This window comes from Adlercreutzia caecimuris B7, assembly GCF_000403355.2.
GTDB classification, from domain to species: Bacteria; Actinomycetota; Coriobacteriia; order Coriobacteriales; family Eggerthellaceae; genus Adlercreutzia; species Adlercreutzia caecimuris.
The window spans coordinates 452,505-469,586 of record NZ_KE159646.1; the positions used below are offsets into that span (position 1 = coordinate 452,505).

The 17,082-nt window shown below is 66.9% G+C and carries 14 protein-coding genes and 2 tRNA genes; 14 read left to right on the forward strand and 2 right to left on the reverse strand.

Features of this window, described 5'->3' with window-relative positions; translation table 11 throughout:
• Positions 1 to 31 precede the first annotated feature (31 nt).
• The 3 genes from C811_RS06055 to C811_RS06065 are packed head-to-tail and all read left to right on the forward strand — an operon-like array spanning position 32 to position 3,552.
• On the forward strand, positions 32 to 1,129 hold the full coding sequence (locus C811_RS06055) for an S-methyl thiohydantoin desulfurase family protein (protein WP_016308622.1): 1,098 nt from the start codon (positions 32 to 34) through the stop codon (positions 1,127 to 1,129).
• Complete coding sequence (locus tag C811_RS06060; protein ID WP_016308623.1) at positions 1,129 to 2,709, forward strand: hydantoinase/oxoprolinase N-terminal domain-containing protein; 1,581 nt, start codon at positions 1,129 to 1,131, stop codon at positions 2,707 to 2,709. Before C811_RS06055 ends, C811_RS06060 begins: the two co-directional genes overlap by 1 nt.
• A 9-nt stretch (positions 2,710 to 2,718) precedes the next feature.
• Positions 2,719 to 3,552: a nitrilase-related carbon-nitrogen hydrolase gene (locus C811_RS06065; protein WP_016308624.1), complete on the forward strand. Its 834-nt coding sequence runs from the start codon at positions 2,719 to 2,721 to the stop codon at positions 3,550 to 3,552.
• A 90-nt stretch (positions 3,553 to 3,642) separates the two neighbouring features.
• Here C811_RS06065 and C811_RS06070 read toward each other — a convergent pair whose 3' ends face one another.
• Positions 3,643 to 5,046, reverse strand: a complete 1,404-nt coding sequence (locus C811_RS06070; RefSeq protein ID WP_016308625.1) for a purine-cytosine permease family protein — start codon at positions 5,044 to 5,046, stop codon at positions 3,643 to 3,645.
• A gap of 265 nt (positions 5,047 to 5,311) precedes the next feature.
• On the opposite strand from C811_RS06070, the gene C811_RS06075 reads away from it, so the two are divergent.
• The 5 genes from C811_RS06075 (at position 5,312) to C811_RS06095 (ending at position 9,697) form a co-directional block, all read left to right on the forward strand.
• Positions 5,312 to 6,727: a cytosine permease gene (locus tag C811_RS06075; RefSeq protein WP_016308626.1), complete on the forward strand. Its 1,416-nt coding sequence runs from the start codon at positions 5,312 to 5,314 to the stop codon at positions 6,725 to 6,727.
• The gene (locus tag C811_RS06080) at positions 6,724 to 7,827 is read left to right on the forward strand and encodes an S-methyl thiohydantoin desulfurase family protein (protein ID WP_016308627.1); all 1,104 of its coding nucleotides are present in this window, start codon (positions 6,724 to 6,726) and stop codon (positions 7,825 to 7,827) included. The genes C811_RS06075 and C811_RS06080 overlap by 4 nt, the downstream gene beginning before the upstream one ends.
• A gap of 4 nt (positions 7,828 to 7,831) precedes the next feature.
• Entirely contained in the window at positions 7,832 to 9,394 is a 1,563-nt protein-coding gene (locus C811_RS06085; protein ID WP_016308628.1) for a hydantoinase/oxoprolinase N-terminal domain-containing protein, read from the forward strand.
• Between the two features lie 127 nt (positions 9,395 to 9,521).
• Positions 9,522 to 9,598, forward strand: a tRNA-Asp gene (locus C811_RS06090).
• A 22-nt stretch (positions 9,599 to 9,620) separates the two neighbouring features.
• A tRNA-Asp gene (locus C811_RS06095) sits at positions 9,621 to 9,697 on the forward strand.
• A gap of 140 nt (positions 9,698 to 9,837) precedes the next feature.
• On the opposite strand, the gene C811_RS17015 is transcribed toward C811_RS06095, so the two are convergent.
• On the reverse strand, positions 9,838 to 11,145 hold the full coding sequence (locus C811_RS17015; protein WP_016308629.1) for an isochorismatase family protein: 1,308 nt from the start codon (positions 11,143 to 11,145) through the stop codon (positions 9,838 to 9,840).
• 210 nt (positions 11,146 to 11,355) lie between these two features.
• Between C811_RS17015 and C811_RS06100 the strand changes: the two genes are divergently transcribed.
• The 6 genes from C811_RS06100 (at position 11,356) to dprA (ending at position 17,042) form a co-directional block, all read left to right on the forward strand.
• Positions 11,356 to 12,294 carry an SPFH domain-containing protein gene (locus C811_RS06100; protein WP_016308630.1) on the forward strand — a complete coding sequence of 313 codons (939 nt, stop codon included), beginning with the start codon at positions 11,356 to 11,358 and terminating at the stop codon, positions 12,292 to 12,294.
• A 186-nt stretch (positions 12,295 to 12,480) separates the two neighbouring features.
• A complete protein-coding gene (gene rplS / locus C811_RS06105; RefSeq protein WP_016308631.1) occupies positions 12,481 to 12,828 on the forward strand; it encodes a 50S ribosomal protein L19 in 348 nt (115 codons plus the stop codon).
• A gap of 115 nt (positions 12,829 to 12,943) precedes the next feature.
• Positions 12,944 to 13,732, forward strand: coding sequence for a ribonuclease HII (locus C811_RS06110; protein WP_031324791.1), 789 nt, complete (start codon positions 12,944 to 12,946; stop codon positions 13,730 to 13,732).
• Between the two features lie 278 nt (positions 13,733 to 14,010).
• Positions 14,011 to 14,574 carry a YraN family protein gene (locus C811_RS06115; protein WP_016308633.1) on the forward strand — a complete coding sequence of 188 codons (564 nt, stop codon included), beginning with the start codon at positions 14,011 to 14,013 and terminating at the stop codon, positions 14,572 to 14,574.
• 4 nt (positions 14,575 to 14,578) lie between these two features.
• On the forward strand, positions 14,579 to 16,081 hold the full coding sequence (locus C811_RS06120) for a YifB family Mg chelatase-like AAA ATPase (protein WP_016308634.1): 1,503 nt from the start codon (positions 14,579 to 14,581) through the stop codon (positions 16,079 to 16,081).
• 1 nt (position 16,082) lies between these two features.
• A complete protein-coding gene (gene dprA, locus C811_RS06125; RefSeq protein WP_016308635.1) occupies positions 16,083 to 17,042 on the forward strand; it encodes a DNA-processing protein DprA in 960 nt (319 codons plus the stop codon).
• The last annotated feature ends 40 nt before the right edge of the window (positions 17,043 to 17,082 follow it).

Below are 17,082 nucleotides of genomic sequence, written 5' to 3' on the forward strand. Positions count from 1 at the left end.
AGTATGTAACGACCGAAGGGGACATGCCATTATGAGACGCTTTATCGGAGTCGATGAAATCGAGGATATGGCCCTGGGCGCCACGGTGCTGGGCGCCGGCGGCGGGGGAGACCCGTATGTGGGCAAGCTTATGGCCATCGAGGCCATTCGCAAGTACGGCGACGTGGAACTGATCACGCCGGACGAGGTGCCCGACGATGCCGTCGTGGTGGTGTCCCAGATGATGGGCGCCCCCACCATCATGGTGGAGAAGATCTGCAGCGGCCTGGAGCCCATGGCCACTTACGACGAGATGGTGAAGGAGCTGGGCGTGGAACCCTACGCCATCTACGCCGTGGAGGCCGGCGGTGTGAACTCCACCATCCCGTTCATTCTCGGCGCCACCCGCCGCATCCCCGTGGTGGACTGCGATCTGATGGGCCGCGCCTTCCCCGAGCTGCAGATGACCACGCTGGGCATCAACGGCGTGAAGGGCCAGCCGGCGGTGCTTGCCGATGAGAAGGGCAACACCGTCACTGTGCGCGCCATCGACGATCGCTGGCTCGAGCGCATCGCCCGCCAGGCCACCTCGGTCATGGGCGGTTACACCATTCTGGCCTCCTACATGTGCACCGGCCGCCAGCTGAAGGACTTCGCCATTCCCGGCACGCCCACGCTGTGCGAGAAGATCGGCCGCACCCTGCGCGAGGCCCGTGAGATGCACGCCGACCCCATCGCCGCCGTGCTCGAGGTCACCCGCGGGCACCGCCTGTTCAAGGGCAAGGTGGTCGATGTTGAGCGCAACACCGACGGCATGTTCGTGCGCGGGCGGGCCGTGGTGGCCGGCCTGGATGACGACAAGGGCCGCGAGCTGGTCATCGAGTTCCAGAACGAGAACATCATCGCCCGGGCCGACGGCCGGGCCCTGTGCACCTCGCCGGACCTCATCATGTCACTGGATATGGAATCCGGCACGCCGGTGACCACCGAGGGCCTGAAGTACGGCGCCCGCATCGTGGTGGTGGGCATGCCCTGCGACGATCAGTGGCGCACCCCCGAGGGCCTGGCGGTCGTGGGGCCGCGCGCCTTCGGCTACGACTTGGACTACGTGCCCGTCGAGGAACTAGTGGCGACGGAAGGAGGCCGATAATGGCAGAGGAGAAGCGCACCTGGCGCTTGGGCATCGATGTGGGCGGCACCAACACCGACGCCGTGATCATCGACGGCGACCTGAACCTGGTCGCCTCTACCAAGAGCCCCACCACCGAGGACGTCATGGGCGGCATCAAGGCCGCCATGCACGAGGTGGTTTCCCAGATCGGCCTCGAGGCCGCGGCGAACATCGGATTTGCCATGCTGGGCACCACCCACTGCACCAACGCCATCGTGGAGCGCCGCCGCCTGAACAAGGTGGCCGCCCTGCGAATCGGGGCCCCGGCCACTACGGCCATCAGCTGCATGGCCGACTGGCCCGAGGAGCTGAAGAGCGCCATGCGCGTGCGCGACTTTCTGGTGCACGGCGGCCACGAGTTTGATGGCCGCGAGATCAGCGCGCTTATCGAGGACGAAATCCGCGAGGTGGCCCGCGTGGTGCGCGAGGAGGGCTTCGAGTCCGTGGCGGTCACGAGCGTGTTCTCGCCGGTGTCCGATGCCCACGAGCGCCGTGCCGTGGAGGTGCTGCGCGCCGAGCTCGGCGAGGAGTTCCCCATCTCGGTGTCCTCCGAGATCGGCTCGCTCGGCTTTCTGGAGCGCGAGAACGCCTCCATCCTGAACGCCGCGCTGGTGGACGTGGCCCGCACCACGGCCGACAGCTTCGAGGAGGCGCTGGCCGCCGAGGGTATCGTGGATGTGGCCGTGTACCTCGGCCAGAACGACGGCACCCTCATGTCGGTGGACTACGCCAAGCGCTATCCCATCTTCACCATCGCCTGCGGTCCCACCAACTCCATCCGCGGAGCGTCGTTCCTCACCCAGGAGAAGGACGCCATCGTCGTGGACATCGGCGGCACCACCACGGATGTGGGCGTGCTGTCCCACGGTTTTCCCCGCGAGTCCATGGTGGCCGTGGAGATCGGCGATGTGCGCACGAACTTCCGCATGCCCGACCTGGTGAGCGTCGGGCTCGGCGGCGGCTCCATCGTGCGCCGCGCCGAGGACGGCTCGGTCACCGTGGGCCCCGATTCCGTGGGCTTTCGCGTGACCCGCGCCGCGCTCGTGTTCGGGGGTGATGTGGTCACGGCCACCGATATCGTGGCAGCCCGGGGGTTGGCGCCCGAGGTGGGCGACGCGTCGCTCACATCCTCGCTCGACGCCGATCTGGTGGAGCGCGGCTATGCCGAGATCGTCCGCATCATCGAGGATGCCGTGGACGCTATGAAGACCTCGGCCGGCGACGTGAAGGTGGTGCTCGTGGGCGGCGGTTCCATCCTGGCGCCCGAGGCCCTGGAAGGGGCGAGCGCGGTGCTGCGTCCGCCGCACTTCGGCGTGGCCAACGCCATCGGCAGCGCCATCGCCCAGGTGTCGGGCCAGATCGCCAAGGTGTTCTCGCTGTCCGAGACGCCCCGCGCCCAGGCCATCGAGGAGTCGAAGCGCCGCGCTTGCGACGAGGCTATCGCCGCCGGCGCCGATCCGGCCACGGTGGAAGTGATCGAAGTCGAGGATATCCCCATGGCCTACCTCGGCGATGCCCTGTGCATCCGCGTGAAGGCCGTGGGCGATTTGATGCTGTGAGGAGGTCCCATGACTGAATCTCGTCCGGTGCGACTCGCCCTCATCCAGTTCGAGTCCGAGCTGGGCAACCCCGCCAAGAACACCGAGCGCGCCTGCCAGATGATCGCCGAGGCCGCCGAGGCCGGCGCCGATTTGGTGCTGCTGCCCGAGCTGTTCTCCACGGGCTACCAGCTGAACGCCATCGGGCCCATCCTGGGCGACCTGGTGGAGCCGGTGGACGGCCCCACGGTGCGCGCGCTGCAGGAGGCGGCCCGGGCCGGCGGGTGCTACGTGGCCGCCGGCGTGGCCCTCACCCGCGAGCTGACCGCCGTGCCCTACAACAGCTCGGTGTTCATCGATCGGGAGGGCAACCTGCTGGGAACCTACGACAAGCAGCACCTGTGGGCGCTCGAGCGCTTCTACTTCCGCGGCGGCAACGGCGGCGGCGTGTTCGACACCGACTTCGGACGTGTGGGCGTCATGATCTGCTACGACATGGGTTTCCCGGAGACTGCCCGCATGCTGGCTCTGAAAGGGTGCGATCTGGTGCTGTGCCTGGCCGCTTGGTGCAAGGAGGACATGGACGGCTGGTATCTCAACGGCCCCTCCCGTGCTTTGGAGAACACGGTGTATACGGCTTGCGTGAACCGCTACGGTGTAGAGGACGATCTGGTGATGCCGGGCCATTCCTATGTGAGCAATCCGCGCGGTCACATCATCGCTGAGCTGGAGGGGGAGGCCGAGGGCGTCCTTGTCGCCGACATCGACCTGGCGGATGTGGCTGCGGGCCGCATGGACGGCCGCTACCCGCCCTACCTGCGCGACCGTCGCCCCGAGCTCTACGACGACGTGCTGCTGCCCTAGGCGGGCGGCTCGTTTTTCTGCCCCATCCCATAAAGAAAGGGCGCCGGAAATGCTTCCGGCGCCCTTTTTGCGCGTGCGGTGCGCTGCGGCTTACAGCACCTCGTCGGTCTCCTTGAAGGTGATGTTCTGCACGCCCTTGATGCGGGCGGCCACTACCATGACGACCCAGTACAGCAGGCCCGCCAGGATGAGCGAGTTCAGGCCCGGGATACCGATGGCGTAGATGCTGGACACCTCGCCGATGCCGAAGCCCACGAGCCAGCAGATGATGGTGATGGGGTTCCAGTTCTCCACGCGCCGGGGCAGGATGCCTTCCTTGCGGGTCTCCTCCAGGACGGCGCGGCTGCGGCGCAGGAAGAAGTAGTCCACCACCATGATGCCGGCCACGGGCGGGATGGCCACGCCGAGCAGGGTGAGGAAGCTCGTGAAGTAGTTGATGATGCCCACCACCGACAGCACGGTGCCCACGATGCCGAGGGCCCACACCAGGGCGTTGCGGTTGGACACCTTGTTGAACAGGGCGTTGATCATGGTGGCCAGGCCGAGGCTGGACGAGTACAGGTTGATGTCGTTCAGCTTCACGGTGGAGGCGACCACGATGATCACGCCGATGATGCCGGAGGTGCCCATCATGATGTCGACGACGTTCTCGGTGCCCATGGCGTTGGCCAGAAGCACGGCCAAGAGATTCATGCCCAGCTCGCCCAGGAAGGTGCCGATGAGCGTCATCCAGAACACCTGGTTGCCGTTCTTCAGGAAGCGGGCGTAGTCGGGGGTGCAGATGGCACCGGCGATAAATCCACCGGCGACCATGGTCGTGCCAGCGCCGATCGACAAAGCCGGTCCCGGAGGAGCCGCGGCGATGAGCTCGCCGATGGAGTGGCCCTGCAGCACGATGGCGGCGGCCACGATGACCACGATGACGAACAGCGGCACGAAGATGGTGGCGAAGTTAGCGATGGCCTTGATGCCGAACACCACGAGCAGGGTGATGGACAGGCCCGTGATGATGGCCCACAGGATGTACTCGCCGGTCACGCCGGGAATGATCTCCTCGGTGCCGAGGAAGTCGGTGAAGGGCACGATGGAGGCCATGCCCTGGCCGAACACCGAGTTCTGCACGCCGAACCAGCCGACCATGGAGATGGCGACCACGCCGCCGAACAGGGCCGAGCCGCCCTTGCCCAGACCGCACCAGCGGGAAAGAAGGCTGGTGGACAGGCCCTCGTGAGCCGCGGCGGTACCGAGCGCCCAGCTGACGACCTGCAGCAGCACCGAGCCGAGCATAGTGCAGACGAAGGCGTCGAAGAACGTCATGCCGTAGCCGAGGGCGGCGCCCAGCATCAGCTGGGACACGCAGCAGATGGCGCCGATACGGATGAAGAGGATGCGCCAGAACGGCTGCTTGGCGCTGGCGGGAACGCGCGACAGCGAGTAATCGATGTCGCGGTTCTCGGCCTCGGCGGCCTCTTCGAATTGCTTTTCAGTTGTCATAGGCAATCCTTCTCTCTCAAAAGCGGCGGCGCGGCGTCTTTCCCCATCGGACCGGCGCTGCCGATACATGTGCTTCTGCTGAATGCAGAATGGAGAAATAATATCTTGCTTGCTTTTCATTTGTGTTTCCAATGGGAAAGGAATCCGTCTGCCTGGTTCCACCCGTCGCTAAACGGCGGTTTCCGCGCCGCGATGGTATGCTGGCAGAGTTTGATTCGCGCCGTGGGGACGGTGCGCGAGAGATTGGAAAGGGGATGCGCCCGCCATGGAATCGAAGGGACTCGGCGCCGATCTGTATGTCGACGAGGCGGACCGCAAGGATTGGAAGTCCATCGCCGTCATCCGCGCCGGGGGCATGTTCAGCGCCCCGACGCTGATGGTGGGAGCGGCTTTGGGGCTGGGCCTGGGCCTGGGCGGCTCGGCTTTGGTCACCTTGGCGGGCTTCGGCTTCATCGTCATATATATGTGCTTCGTCTCGATGCAGGCGTCGGATACCGGCGCGCCGACGGCGCTGCTGGCGGCCCCGGCCCTCGGTGTTGGCGGGGCGCGCTGGGTCGTGTCGCTCATCGTGGGCGTGGTGACCGTGGGTTGGTTCGGTGTGCAGACGGCCGTGTGCGGCGCGTCGCTGTCGCTTATGCTGGCGGCCACCTTCACTGTCGCGGCTCCCGAATGGGCCTGCGCTTTGGGACTGGGGCTGCTCATGCTGGTCACGGCGGTGATTGGCTTCTCGGGGCTGCGCTGGCTGTCCACCGTGGCGGCGCCCTTCCTCATGACAGTCTGCCTCTACGGGGTGGCCGCATCTTTGGCTGGTGAGGGCGGGGTGGGGCCCCTGGTTGCTTTTGCCCCTGCGCCCGCCGACGCCATCGGCTTTCTGACCGGGGTGAACCTGGCCATCGGGCTGTTCGCCTTCGCGGGGTTCACCGCCGGCGACATCGCGCGCTTCGCGCGCACGCGCCGCGACGCGGTGCTGTCCTGCGTGGTGGGAGTGCTGCCCGCAGCCCTGGTGGCGCTCGCCTGCGCAGCGGCTTTGGCCATCGTGACCGGCGAGGGGGACGTGGCGGTGCTCATGAACTCCATCGGCCTTCCTGCGGTGGGACTTCTGGCCCTGGTACTGTCGGCCTGGACGGTGAACGCGAGCAACGTGTACTCCGCCGGTCTCGGCTTTGCCGTCATGCTCGGCCGCGACGAGAGCGGCAGCAAGGTGACGACGCTCGTGGCGGGCATCGCCGGCATCGCGCTGGCCTTGGGGGGCATCTTGGGGCAGTTCGAGATGTTCCTGTCGTTTCTGTCGGCAACGGCCCCGGCCCTGGCCGGCGCGGTGGTGGCCGACTACTGGATCGTGCGCCGCGCGCGGCCCGAGAACGTGGAGCTCGTCGAAGGCTTCTCGGTGCCCGGTGCGGCGGCCCTCGGGGCGGGTGTGATCGTGGGTCTGGTCACGGGCGGTGCCTTCGCCGAAGTGCCGGGGCTGGCCTTTCTCAGCTTGCCCTTCTTCCTGGGGCCGGTAAACGCGCTTGCAGCCTCGATACTTTCCTATACCCTGGTCTACTACGCCACGGGCCGGCGCCGCTTCACGGGGCCGGTGCGCTGGCGCACCCCCGATACCTCTACGGCCCACGGCGCCGAGCGTGCCGCGGCCTGCGATACCGTTGCGAACTTCGAACCTGAGAGAGGGGCTTTATGAGAGAGATCGGCCTGAACGACATCGAGGACATCGCCCTGGGCGCCACGCTGCTGGGCGCCGGCGGGGGCGGCGACCCCTACATCGGCAAGCTGACGGCCATGGCCGCCGTGCGCGAGTGCGGACCGGTGCGGCTTATCGGCGCCGACGAGCTGCCCGACGACGCCTTCGTGGTGCCGAGCGCGTCCATGGGCGCGCCCACCATCCTCACCGAGAAGGGCGTGGGGGCCCACGAGTTCCATCGTCTCTTCGACATGGTGGGCATGTTCTTCAACCGCCCGGTCTACGCCACCATGCCCGCCGAGGCCGGCGGCGTGAACTCCATGCTGCCCATCGCCTGCGCCGCGCGCCTCGGCATCCCCATGGTGGACGCCGACGGCATGGGCCGCGCCTTCCCCGAGCTGCAGATGGCCACCTTCGCCATCGGCGGGGCCAGCGCGAGCCCCATGGCCTTCATCGACGAGAAGGGCAACGCCGGGGTGCTGTCCACGGTGACGAACAAGTGGACTGAGGACATCGCACGGGCCGCCACCACCACCTGCGGCGGCACGCTGACCATCGCCCTGTACTGCATGGATGCCCCCACGGTGAAGGCCTACGGCGTCCACGGTATCGTGACGCGGTCCCAGAAGCTGGGGCATGCCATCCGCACCGCCAAAGAGGGCGCCGCGGCGGCCGGCATGACCCCCGAGGAGTACTTCCTGCACTTCACCGGCGGGTTCAAGCTGTTCAAGGGCAAGATCGCCGATGTGCTGCGCGAGACGCGGGGGGCCTTCAACTTCGGCCGAGCCGTGCTCGAGGGCATCGGCGAGTACCGCGGCAGCCGCGCCTTCGTCGACTTCCAGAACGAGAACTTGCAGTGCGTGGTGGACGGCGAGGTGCGCGCCACGGTGCCCGACCTCATCTGCCTGGTGGACCCGGAGACGTTCATTCCCGTGCCCACTGATGCGCTCAAGTACGGCAAGCGGGTGCTGGCCGTGGGGCTTACCTGCTTCGATATGTGGCGCACTCCGCGCGGGCTCGATCTGGTGGGGCCGCGCTATTTCGGCATCGACGTGGATTACGTGCCCGTGGAAGAGCTCTGCGGGCAGAAGGGGGAATAGGGCCATGTACAAACTCGGCATCGACGTGGGCGGCACCAACACCGACGCCGTGCTCATCGACGAGCAGGATGCGGTGGTGGCCGCGGTGAAGCGGCCCACATCCGACGATATCTACACGGGCATCATGGATGCGGTGGATGCGGTGCTGGAGGCCAGCGGGGCCGACCGCGCCCTCATCGGCCGGGCCATGCTCGGTACCACCCAGTGCACCAACGCCATCGTGGAGCGCCGCAACCTGGCGAGCGTGGCCGTGCTGCGCGTGGGCGCGCCGGCCTCGGTGGGCATCCCGCCCATGGTGGACTGGGCCGACGACCTGGCCGCGGTGAGCCGGGGGTCGGCCATCATCGAGGGCGGCTTCGAGTACGACGGCCGTCGCCTGGCCGTCTTCGACGAGGGGGCCTGCCGGGCCTTCTTCGAGGGAGTGCGCGGCAAGGTGGACGCCGTGGCCCTGTCCTGTGTGTTCTCCACGGTGCGCGATGATGACGAGCGTCGCGCCGCCGAGGTGGCCCGCGAGGTGCTGGGCGATAAGGTGCACCTTTCGGTGTCCAGCGAGATCGGTTCCATGGGCCTGGTGGAGCGCGAGAACGCGACGATTCTGAACGCGGCGTTGAACGAGGTGTCGCGTCGGTTTACCGAGGGCTTCGCCGAGAGCCTGGCCGCCAAGGGCATCACCGAGGCCGAGGTGTACCTGTCCCAGAACGACGGCACCCTCATGACCATGGAGCACGCGCGGCGCTATCCCATCCTCACCATCGCCTGCGGGCCCACCAACTCCATCCGCGGGGCGAGCTACCTGACCGGGGTGGACGACGCCATCGTCATCGACGTGGGCGGCACCACCACCGATTTGGGCATCCTGTCGAACGGTTTTCCGCGCGAGAGCGGGGTGGCGGTGAACATCGGCGGCGTGCGCACGAACTTCCGCATGCCCGACGTGCTGTCCATCGGGCTCGGCGGCGGTTCGGTGGTGCGCGTGAGCGAGAGCGCCGACGGCACCGTGAGCGCCACGGTGGGCCCCGATTCGGTGGGTTATCGGATCGCCGAGCGGGCGCTCGTGTTCGGCGGTGACACGTGTACGGCCACCGACGTAGCCGTGCGCCTGGGGATGGCCGAGGTGGGTGATGCGTCGCTTGTGGCCGGGCTGCCCCTGGCTCATGCCGAGGCCGCCATGGAGACCATCCGCGCCATGGTGGAGGATGCCATCGACGTGATGAAGGTATCGAGCGATCCCATCGACGTGGTACTCGTGGGCGGCGGCGCCATCGTGCTGCCCCAGGATCTGGCCGGCACCCGCCAGGTGCTCGCTCCCGAGCACGCCGGCTGCGCCAATGCCATCGGCTCGGCCCTGTCGAAGGTGAGCGGTACCTACGAGGAGCTGGTGGACTACGATGCCGTGCCCCGCGACGAGGCTCTCGCCGCCGCCCGCGCTGCCGCCATCGAGGCCGCCGTGGCCGCCGGAGCGGTGCCCGAGACCGTGGTCGTGGTGGACGTGGAGGATGTGCCCCTGGCCTATTACCCGGGTCACACCAATCGCGTCAAGGCTCGTGCTGCGGGCGATTTGGCCTAAGGAAGGTAAAGTGGGGCGGGGCGCTCGGCGCCCTCGTTCCGCCCGAGTTCGGGTTCGGGAAAAATTTCTTGAATTTTGACTTGCGCACAATGATCGTTGCGCGTATACTATACAGGCTGCTTGAGACGGGGTGTTAGCTCAGTTGGTTAGAGCGCCGGCCTGTCACGTCGGAGGTCGCGAGTTCGAGTCTCGTACATCCCGCCATTTTTCTCAAGCGTGACACCACGGGGTGTTAGCTCAGTTGGTTAGAGCGCCGGCCTGTCACGTCGGAGGTCGCGAGTTCGAGTCTCGTACATCCCGCCATTCTAAATGAAGAATCGCCGCCCCTCGGGGCGGCGATTTTGCTCTGGACCGGAAAGCGGCTGCCTGATACGCAAAAGTGGCGCAAAAGGCGGGTTTGGTTCCCAAGGGCGAAGTTGCTCTCGGGGCGGTGGCGCGGCACGCTACTTCTCTGCCAGCATTTCCAAGATGAGTTGGCAGCGGGTGCCGATGGGGGTGGTGTTGGCGTCCAGGAAGGCTCGGATCTGGTGGCGGGGAAGCACGAAGGGCTCGATGATCTCGGCAGCTTCGGGGGCCGCCGCGCCACCCGGCTCCACGTGGGCGAACACGACGTGCACGTTCTCCTCGGCGAGGCCGGTGGACGAGAATCCCGGTTGGGGAAGCGGGCGCACGGGCGCGTCCACGTCATCGCGCAGGCGGTAGCCCGTCTCCTCGTACAGCTCGCGGGCCACGGCCTCTTCCAGCGACTCGCCGGCATCCACGAGGCCGGCGGGAAGCGAGATGCACCAGCTGTTCAGCGGATAGCGGAATTCCCGTTCCAGAAGCACCGAGCCGTCGGGCAGGATCGGCACGATGCACACGGCATCGGGCGTGGGAGGCTCGCCGGCGCCGAGCGCGTCAAGCGCCGCGCGATAGGCCTCGGGCCCCTTGCGCGAGACGCCCTCGTAGGCGTAGGGGCGCCCGTCGGGCATCGTGTAGTGCAGGTGATACTTGTTGATCCAGCCCGTGGAGACGGTCTCGATGGAGGCGAGGCGGGGAGTGGGGGCGGCGTCGAAGGAGGGAAGGGCCTCGCGGGGCTCGGTCGCGTCTTTGGACGTGGCGCTGGCCGCCGCCGCGGTCTGCCGGGCGGGGGAGGTAGCCGCTGCGGCGCCCTCGACATCTGAGAGACTCGCCGTTCCCGTTGCCGCCAGCTCGTCAGCGGTCAGAATCTGCACCCCGACGTGTGCCATATCCGCCAGGTTCGCCCGCTGCACTTCCGGCGTGCGCGACGAGGTGGCGTCGGCGAGCACGGCCACGTTGTAGCCGAGCGCCATCCCGTCGTAGGCCGTCGAGCGCACGCAGTTCGGTGTCGTGGTGCCCGCGAGCACGATGGTGCCGATGCCGCGTGCCTGCAGACGCTCGTGCAGATCGGTGCCGAAGAAGGCCGACCAGCTCGGCTTCGCGATGACAGGTTCGCCCTCGCGTGGCTCCAGTTCGGGTGGGCAGGCGAGGCTCTCGGGCCATGCGGCGGACAGCGGCCGGCCGCCTTCCGCCCACGTCCCGTGGCGCACCGCTTCCACGTCGCTTCCGTCGGCGGCGTATTCCCGGCGCACGTGGTAGACGGCCAGCCTGTGGTCTCGCGCTGCGGCAAGCGCGCGCTCGCAGGCGGGGATTGTGGCGGCGGCGCCGGCGATGCATAGGGGCGAGGTGGTATCGATGAAGCCCCTCTGCATGTCGATGAGGATCAGCGCGGTGCGGGCGGCGTCGGTCATGGGAACTCCTTCTTTCAACGGCGTCAACGCGTAGAGGAAGTGCGGGGCGCCCTGACCGAGCGAGTTCCGCAGCCGGAACATGCACAGCATGTTCCGGGCGAGGACTGTCTGAGCGAATCAGGGCGCCCCGCACTTCCGACCGGCGACAAGTACGGGAGTGTTATACTGCCACCAATATTCTCACCGCGCAACTGAGAGAAAGGGAACCCCATGATCCTCCTCGGCATCCTCATCGTGCTGCTGGTGCTGCTCGCACCGCAGATCTTCTTCATCGTGCCTCAGCAGAACGTCTACATCATCGAGCGGCTCGGCAAGTTCAACCGCACCGTGGGCGCGGGCCTGAACATCAAGATCCCGTTCTTCGAGACCGTCGCCGCCAAGGTTGACATGCGCACGCGCCAGGAGCAGTTCACCATCGACGCGAAGACCCGCGACAACGTGACCGTCACCATGGCCATCGCCGCCCAGTACCGCGTGAGCGCCCAGCCGGCCGCCCAGGGGCAGCCCTCGGGCGTGTGGCGCAGCTACTACATGCTGGCCAATCCCACGGCCCAGATGCGCTCCTACCTCATCGACGCGCTGCGCTCCAGCGTGCCCCAGTACACGCTGGACGAGGTGTTCGACAAGAAGGACGCCATCGCCTCGGATGTGAACCAGACGGTATCGGGCCTCATGGTGGCCTACGGCTACGATGTGGTGAGCACGCTCATCACGGCCATCGACCTGCCGGCCGACGTGGAGCAGTCCATGAACCGCATCAACTCCGCCCAGCGCGAGAAGGAGGCGGCCCAGTCGCTCGCCGAGGCCGAGCGCATCAAGGTGGTCACCGAGGCCCGCGCCCGCGCCGAGGCCATGGAGCAGGCCGGCCGCGGCATCGCCGCCCAGCGCAAGGCCATCGCCGACGGCATCTCCGAATCGCTTGCGGTCATCAAGAGTTCGGGCGTGTCGGCGGCCGAGGCCAACCAGCTGTTCATCTTCACCCAGTGGACCGACATGATGAGCGAGTTCGCCCGCAACGGCCGCCAGTCCACGGTGGTGCTGCCGAGCGACTTCTCCCAGACGGCGTCCATGTTCGAGCAGATGCTCGTGGCCCAGGAGACGGAAGGCGAAGACGAGTTCGTCATCGTGGAGGAGGAGTCGCGCGCCTAGGTCGGCGCCGTCGTTTTCCGCCGACGCGGACCGTCTTGCCGTGGGCCCGTGCCGTTCGCGTGAATTTTCGCCAGGGAAAGGGAAAAAGGCTCTTGCACGGGACGGGGTGTGGCGATATACTGTCAAATCGCGTCTTTACCAAGATGATTCATAAGACCGAATGTGAGTATAGAGTAGGAAAAGGCAATGGATATCATTCGCGCTATCGAGCAGCAGCAGATCAAGCAGGACCTCCCCGAGTTCAACGTGGGCGACAACGTTAAGGTCCACTACCGCATCAAGGAGGGCAACCGCGAGCGTATCCAGGTGTTCCAGGGCGACGTGATCCGCCGCCAGGGCGCCTCGGTCCGCGAGACCTTCACCGTGCGCAAGATCAGCTTCGCCGTGGGCGTGGAGCGTACCTTCCCGGTGCATTCTCCCAAGATCGAGAAGATCGAGGTCACCCGCAAGGGCGATGTGCGTCGCGCCAAGCTGTACTACCTGCGCAACAAGGTGGGCAAGGCTGCCAAGATCAAGGAGAAGGCGTTCCGCTAGGCCTTACTTCGTTGTATTGCAAAGGGCTCCTTCGGGGGCCCTTTTTCGTGGATGAGCCCCGACGACGTGCTTGAAAGCGCAGCGGGGAAGAGGAGCAGGGAGAGGAGCCGGCGTGATCGATCTGACGGTCCCCGAGATTCGGCGTAAGCTGCAGACGGCTTCGGCTGAAGAGTTCGCGGTGCTCGAGCGCTCGCTCGTGGCCGATACGCGCAAAGGCGTGCGCCAGGCAGTGGAGGTGGCTCGGCGTCGTTTGGAGGCCGAGGCCGCCGAGGCGGCCCGGCTGGCGGGGATGTACGCCTTCGAGCGCGAGCTGGCCGCCGAGCGGGGCGGCAGCGTGGTGCTGGGGCTCGACGAGGTGGGCCGCGGTCCTTTGGCCGGGCCGCTGGCCGTGGGCGGCGTGGTGCTCGACCATGCCGACGTCATTGCGGGTCTGAACGACTCCAAGCAGGTGGCACCTGATGATCGCGCGGCCGTGGCCGCGGCGGTGCGCGAGCGGGCGCGGGCCTGGACGGTGCAGTACGTGGAGCCTGCGGATATCGATCGCATGGGCATGACGGCGGCCCTGCGCGAGGCCTTCGGGCGAGCTATTGCCGCCGTGGAGGAGGCGGGCGTGGCTGTGGACGTGGTCCTCCTGGACGGCAACCCGCTCCATGTGGACGAGCGGGAGGTGAACGTGGTGAAGGGGGACGCGAAGTGCGCCTCTATCGCCGCGGCGTCGCTCGTGGCCAAGGTGGCCCGCGATGCGCTCATGGAGGAGTACGACGCGCAGTACCCCGGTTACGGCTTCGCGAGCAACAAGGGCTACGGATCGGAGGGGCACATGGAGGCCATTCGCCAGAAGGGGCTCACGCCGCTTCACCGACGCAGCTTCTGCACCGCTTTCACCCAGGAGTCCCTGTTCTGATTTGGCCGCGATGAGCGCGCCGCTGGGACATTGTTTGCTCTGCAGATTGAAACCGCAGGTCATCGCGATCTGCGGTTTCTTCTTTTAAGGCCTGTTGCCGGAAAGGTGTCGGTGCGATGCGATTGCGGTGCGGTTCGGGGACGGCGCGCCGACGTGTCCCGGACGGCTCGTCGACGGTTCGGGGGCGGTGCCCGGACGGCTCGTTTCGGGACATTCCCGATATCGTTTGACGGTTTTGCGGCAGTAGGCTTGCTCCATCGTTGAAAGGAGCAGCTGATATGGCGAAGAAGAGCAAGAAGCTAAAGAACGAGAAGCGCGCGTCGCGCGGCGGGGTGCTCGTCGAGAAGGCTCGGGCGCAGGACAAGCGCCGGAAGAAGCAGAAGAGAGAAGGAGGAGGAAAGGGAAAGAAGAAGGAGCGGGTGAAAAAGGGGAAGGGGGCCGGCGTGGGTGCAACCGAGAGCGTGTCGATGCCGCGGGGCAAGAGGAACAAGGCTCTGGGCGCGCGAGGGGAGGAAGCTGCCGAGCGCTTTCTCCGCCGCCACGGCTACGAGATACTCGAGCGCAACTGGGTGTGCTTCGCGGGCGAGGCCGATATCATTGCGGCGGATGATCGCGCGCTCGTGTTCGCCGAGGTGAAGACGAGGCGCGGTATCGGCCACGGTTTTCCTGGGGAGGCGGTCAACCAGGCGAAGCGCGAGCGATACGAGCGCATTGCCCTGGCCTATGTCCAGGATCACTGCGTGGGCGAGGTGACGGTGCGCTTCGATGTGATCTCCATCGTGGTGATCGCCCCCGATCGCGCCCTCGTGCGCCATCATCTGGGTGCCTTCTCGGCGGCGTAGCGCCATGCAGTTCGGACAGTGCGCTGTGACGAGCGCGACGGTGCGCGGGGTCGAGGTGATTCCCGTCACCGTGGAGGTAGTGGTCTCGGGAGGCTTGCCGGGTATGGCCATTGTGGGCATGCCCGATGCCGCCATCCAGGAGGCCCGCGAGCGAGTGAAGGCGGCCATACGCGCCGCGGGGTTCACCGTGCCCAACGAGAAGATCGTGGTGAACTTGGCCCCGAGCGGCCTTAAGAAGGCCGGGTCGGGGTTCGACCTCCCCATTGCCCTGGGTATCTTGGCGGCAACCCAGCAGATAGATCCGGCTTGGACCAAAGGCGCGCTGTTCGTGGGCGAGCTTTCCCTCGACGGGCGCGTGAGGCCGGTGGCGGGCGCGCTCGCGTGCGCCATCTGCGCGCGCTCCCTCGGCCTCGATTTTGTATGCGCCTCCGAGAGCGATCCGGTGCCCTTAGATGACGTGCGTATCTTCGCCATAGGACATTTGGGGAGCGCAGCGCATGAGGGCGGGGCGGCTGCATGTCTCTCGCGGCATCGTCGTGCGCGCGATGTCGCGAAAGCGGCCGCGCCGCTCGATTATCGAGAGGTGGCCGGCCATGAGGTGGCGAAGCGCGCTTTCCAGATTGCCGCCGCCGGCGGTCATGGGTTGCTCATGATGGGGCCTCCCGGCTCGGGCAAGACGATGCTCGCCTCGCGCATGGCATCGATCTTGCCGCCTCTGGCGCCCGACGAAATGCTGGAAGCGGCGGTGGTGCACTCGGTGGCGGGGGAGCCTATCGAATCGCTGATAGGAGGCGCGCGCCCATTTCGCCGTCCCCACCACAGCGCCTCTCTGGCGGGGTTGGTGGGAGGAGGTAGCCCCATTCGGCCGGGCGAGATATCGCTCGCCCATCACGGGGTCCTGTTCCTCGACGAGCTGGCAGAGTTCAAATCGTCGGTTCTCCAGGGTATTCGGCAGCCGTTGGAAGCGGGTACGGTTACCCTCACCCGAGCCGACGGCAACGTGGTGTTCCCGGCGCGGTTCATGCTGGTGGCAGCCAGCAATCCGTGCCCGTGCGGCTACTACGGCGACGACGATCACGCGTGCACGTGCACGGTGCCCCAGATTCGCACGTACCAGAACCGCATCGGCGGTCCGCTTATGGACCGTATCGATTTGCATCTGGATGTACGGCGCATACCGCCGGCCCAGGTGCTTGCCTCGGGGACGGGCACGAGCTCTGAGGAGCTGCGTGCAGGTGTCTTGCGGGGTCGGGCGTTCGCTTCGCGGCGTCGTGCCGCGGAAGGAGATGCTTCGGGTCGCGGATCGGCGCGCTGTCGCATGACCGATGCCGCCCAATCGTTTCTGGTGTCGGTAGCAGAGCTGCACTCGATGAGCGGGAGGGCGATCGTGCGCACGTTGTCGGTAGCCCGCACGATCGCCGATATGGCCGAATCGGAAACGGTAGGCGAGGAGCATGTGGCCGAGGCGGTGGGCTACCGCGTCCGGGATGGAATAGGAGGATGTTGAGATGCCGGTGAGATCGATGAAGTTGGCTGGCGAGCGGTTCGAGCTTACCGCCCGCGATGCAGCGTTTCCCGAGTTGCTGCACACCATTCCGAAACCGCCTGCTCGCTTGTACGGCGTGGGCGATCCGGCGGCGCTCAAGGCGGGGCTGGCGGTTGTGGGCGCCCGTCGGGCGACACCCTACGGGCGCGGCGCGGCGAAGCGTTTCGCATCCATGGCGGCGGCGCGGGGCATTGTCGTTGTGTCCGGCGGCGCTCGCGGGTGCGATGCGGTGGCCCATGAGGCAGCCCTGGCCGAGGGTGCGCCGACGGTGGCGTTTCTCGGGGGAGGGTGCGACCAGGTGTATCCGGCCGAGAACGTCGGTCTGTTCCAGCGCATCGTCGATGGAGGAGGGGCGGTCGTGTCGGAGCGGCCCTGGGATTTCCCGCCCCAGCCCTATACTTTCCGCGAGCGCAACCGGCTCATCGCCGGCATGTCTCGCGCGACGCTCATTGTGGAGGCGGGGCTGCCGTCCGGCACCTTCTCCACTGCTGACGAGGCTCTCGCGGCCGGGCGCGAGGTGTGGGTCGTGCCCGGCTCCATCACCTCGGAGAACTCGCGGGGCGCGAACCGGCTGCTGTACCAGGGCGCGCTGCCCATCGTGGACGACGACGCTTTTGCAGATGCGCTGTTCACCACGTACGGCTGCCTGAAGGAGCCTGTCGTTGGCGCAGGGGAGCCGGGGAGAGAATCGGGAGGGGCGGCGCTTACGCCCGAGGAGGAGCTGCTGGCGGCTTTGAGCGCCGAGCCTCTCGGCATGGAGGCGCTCCGCGGTCTCGCGAGAGCGCATGGGCCTGCGGAGGGAGACAGTCTTACTTGGCTTATGGTATGGCTCACCAAGGCGCAGCGCGATGGGCTCATCGCGCAGTACCCCGATGGCCGCTACGGGCCTCGGGTCGCTGTGGCGGCAAGGAGGGAGCGATGAATCGTGCGGTTTCCGCGTCGTGGGGCCCTCAGGCCCGATT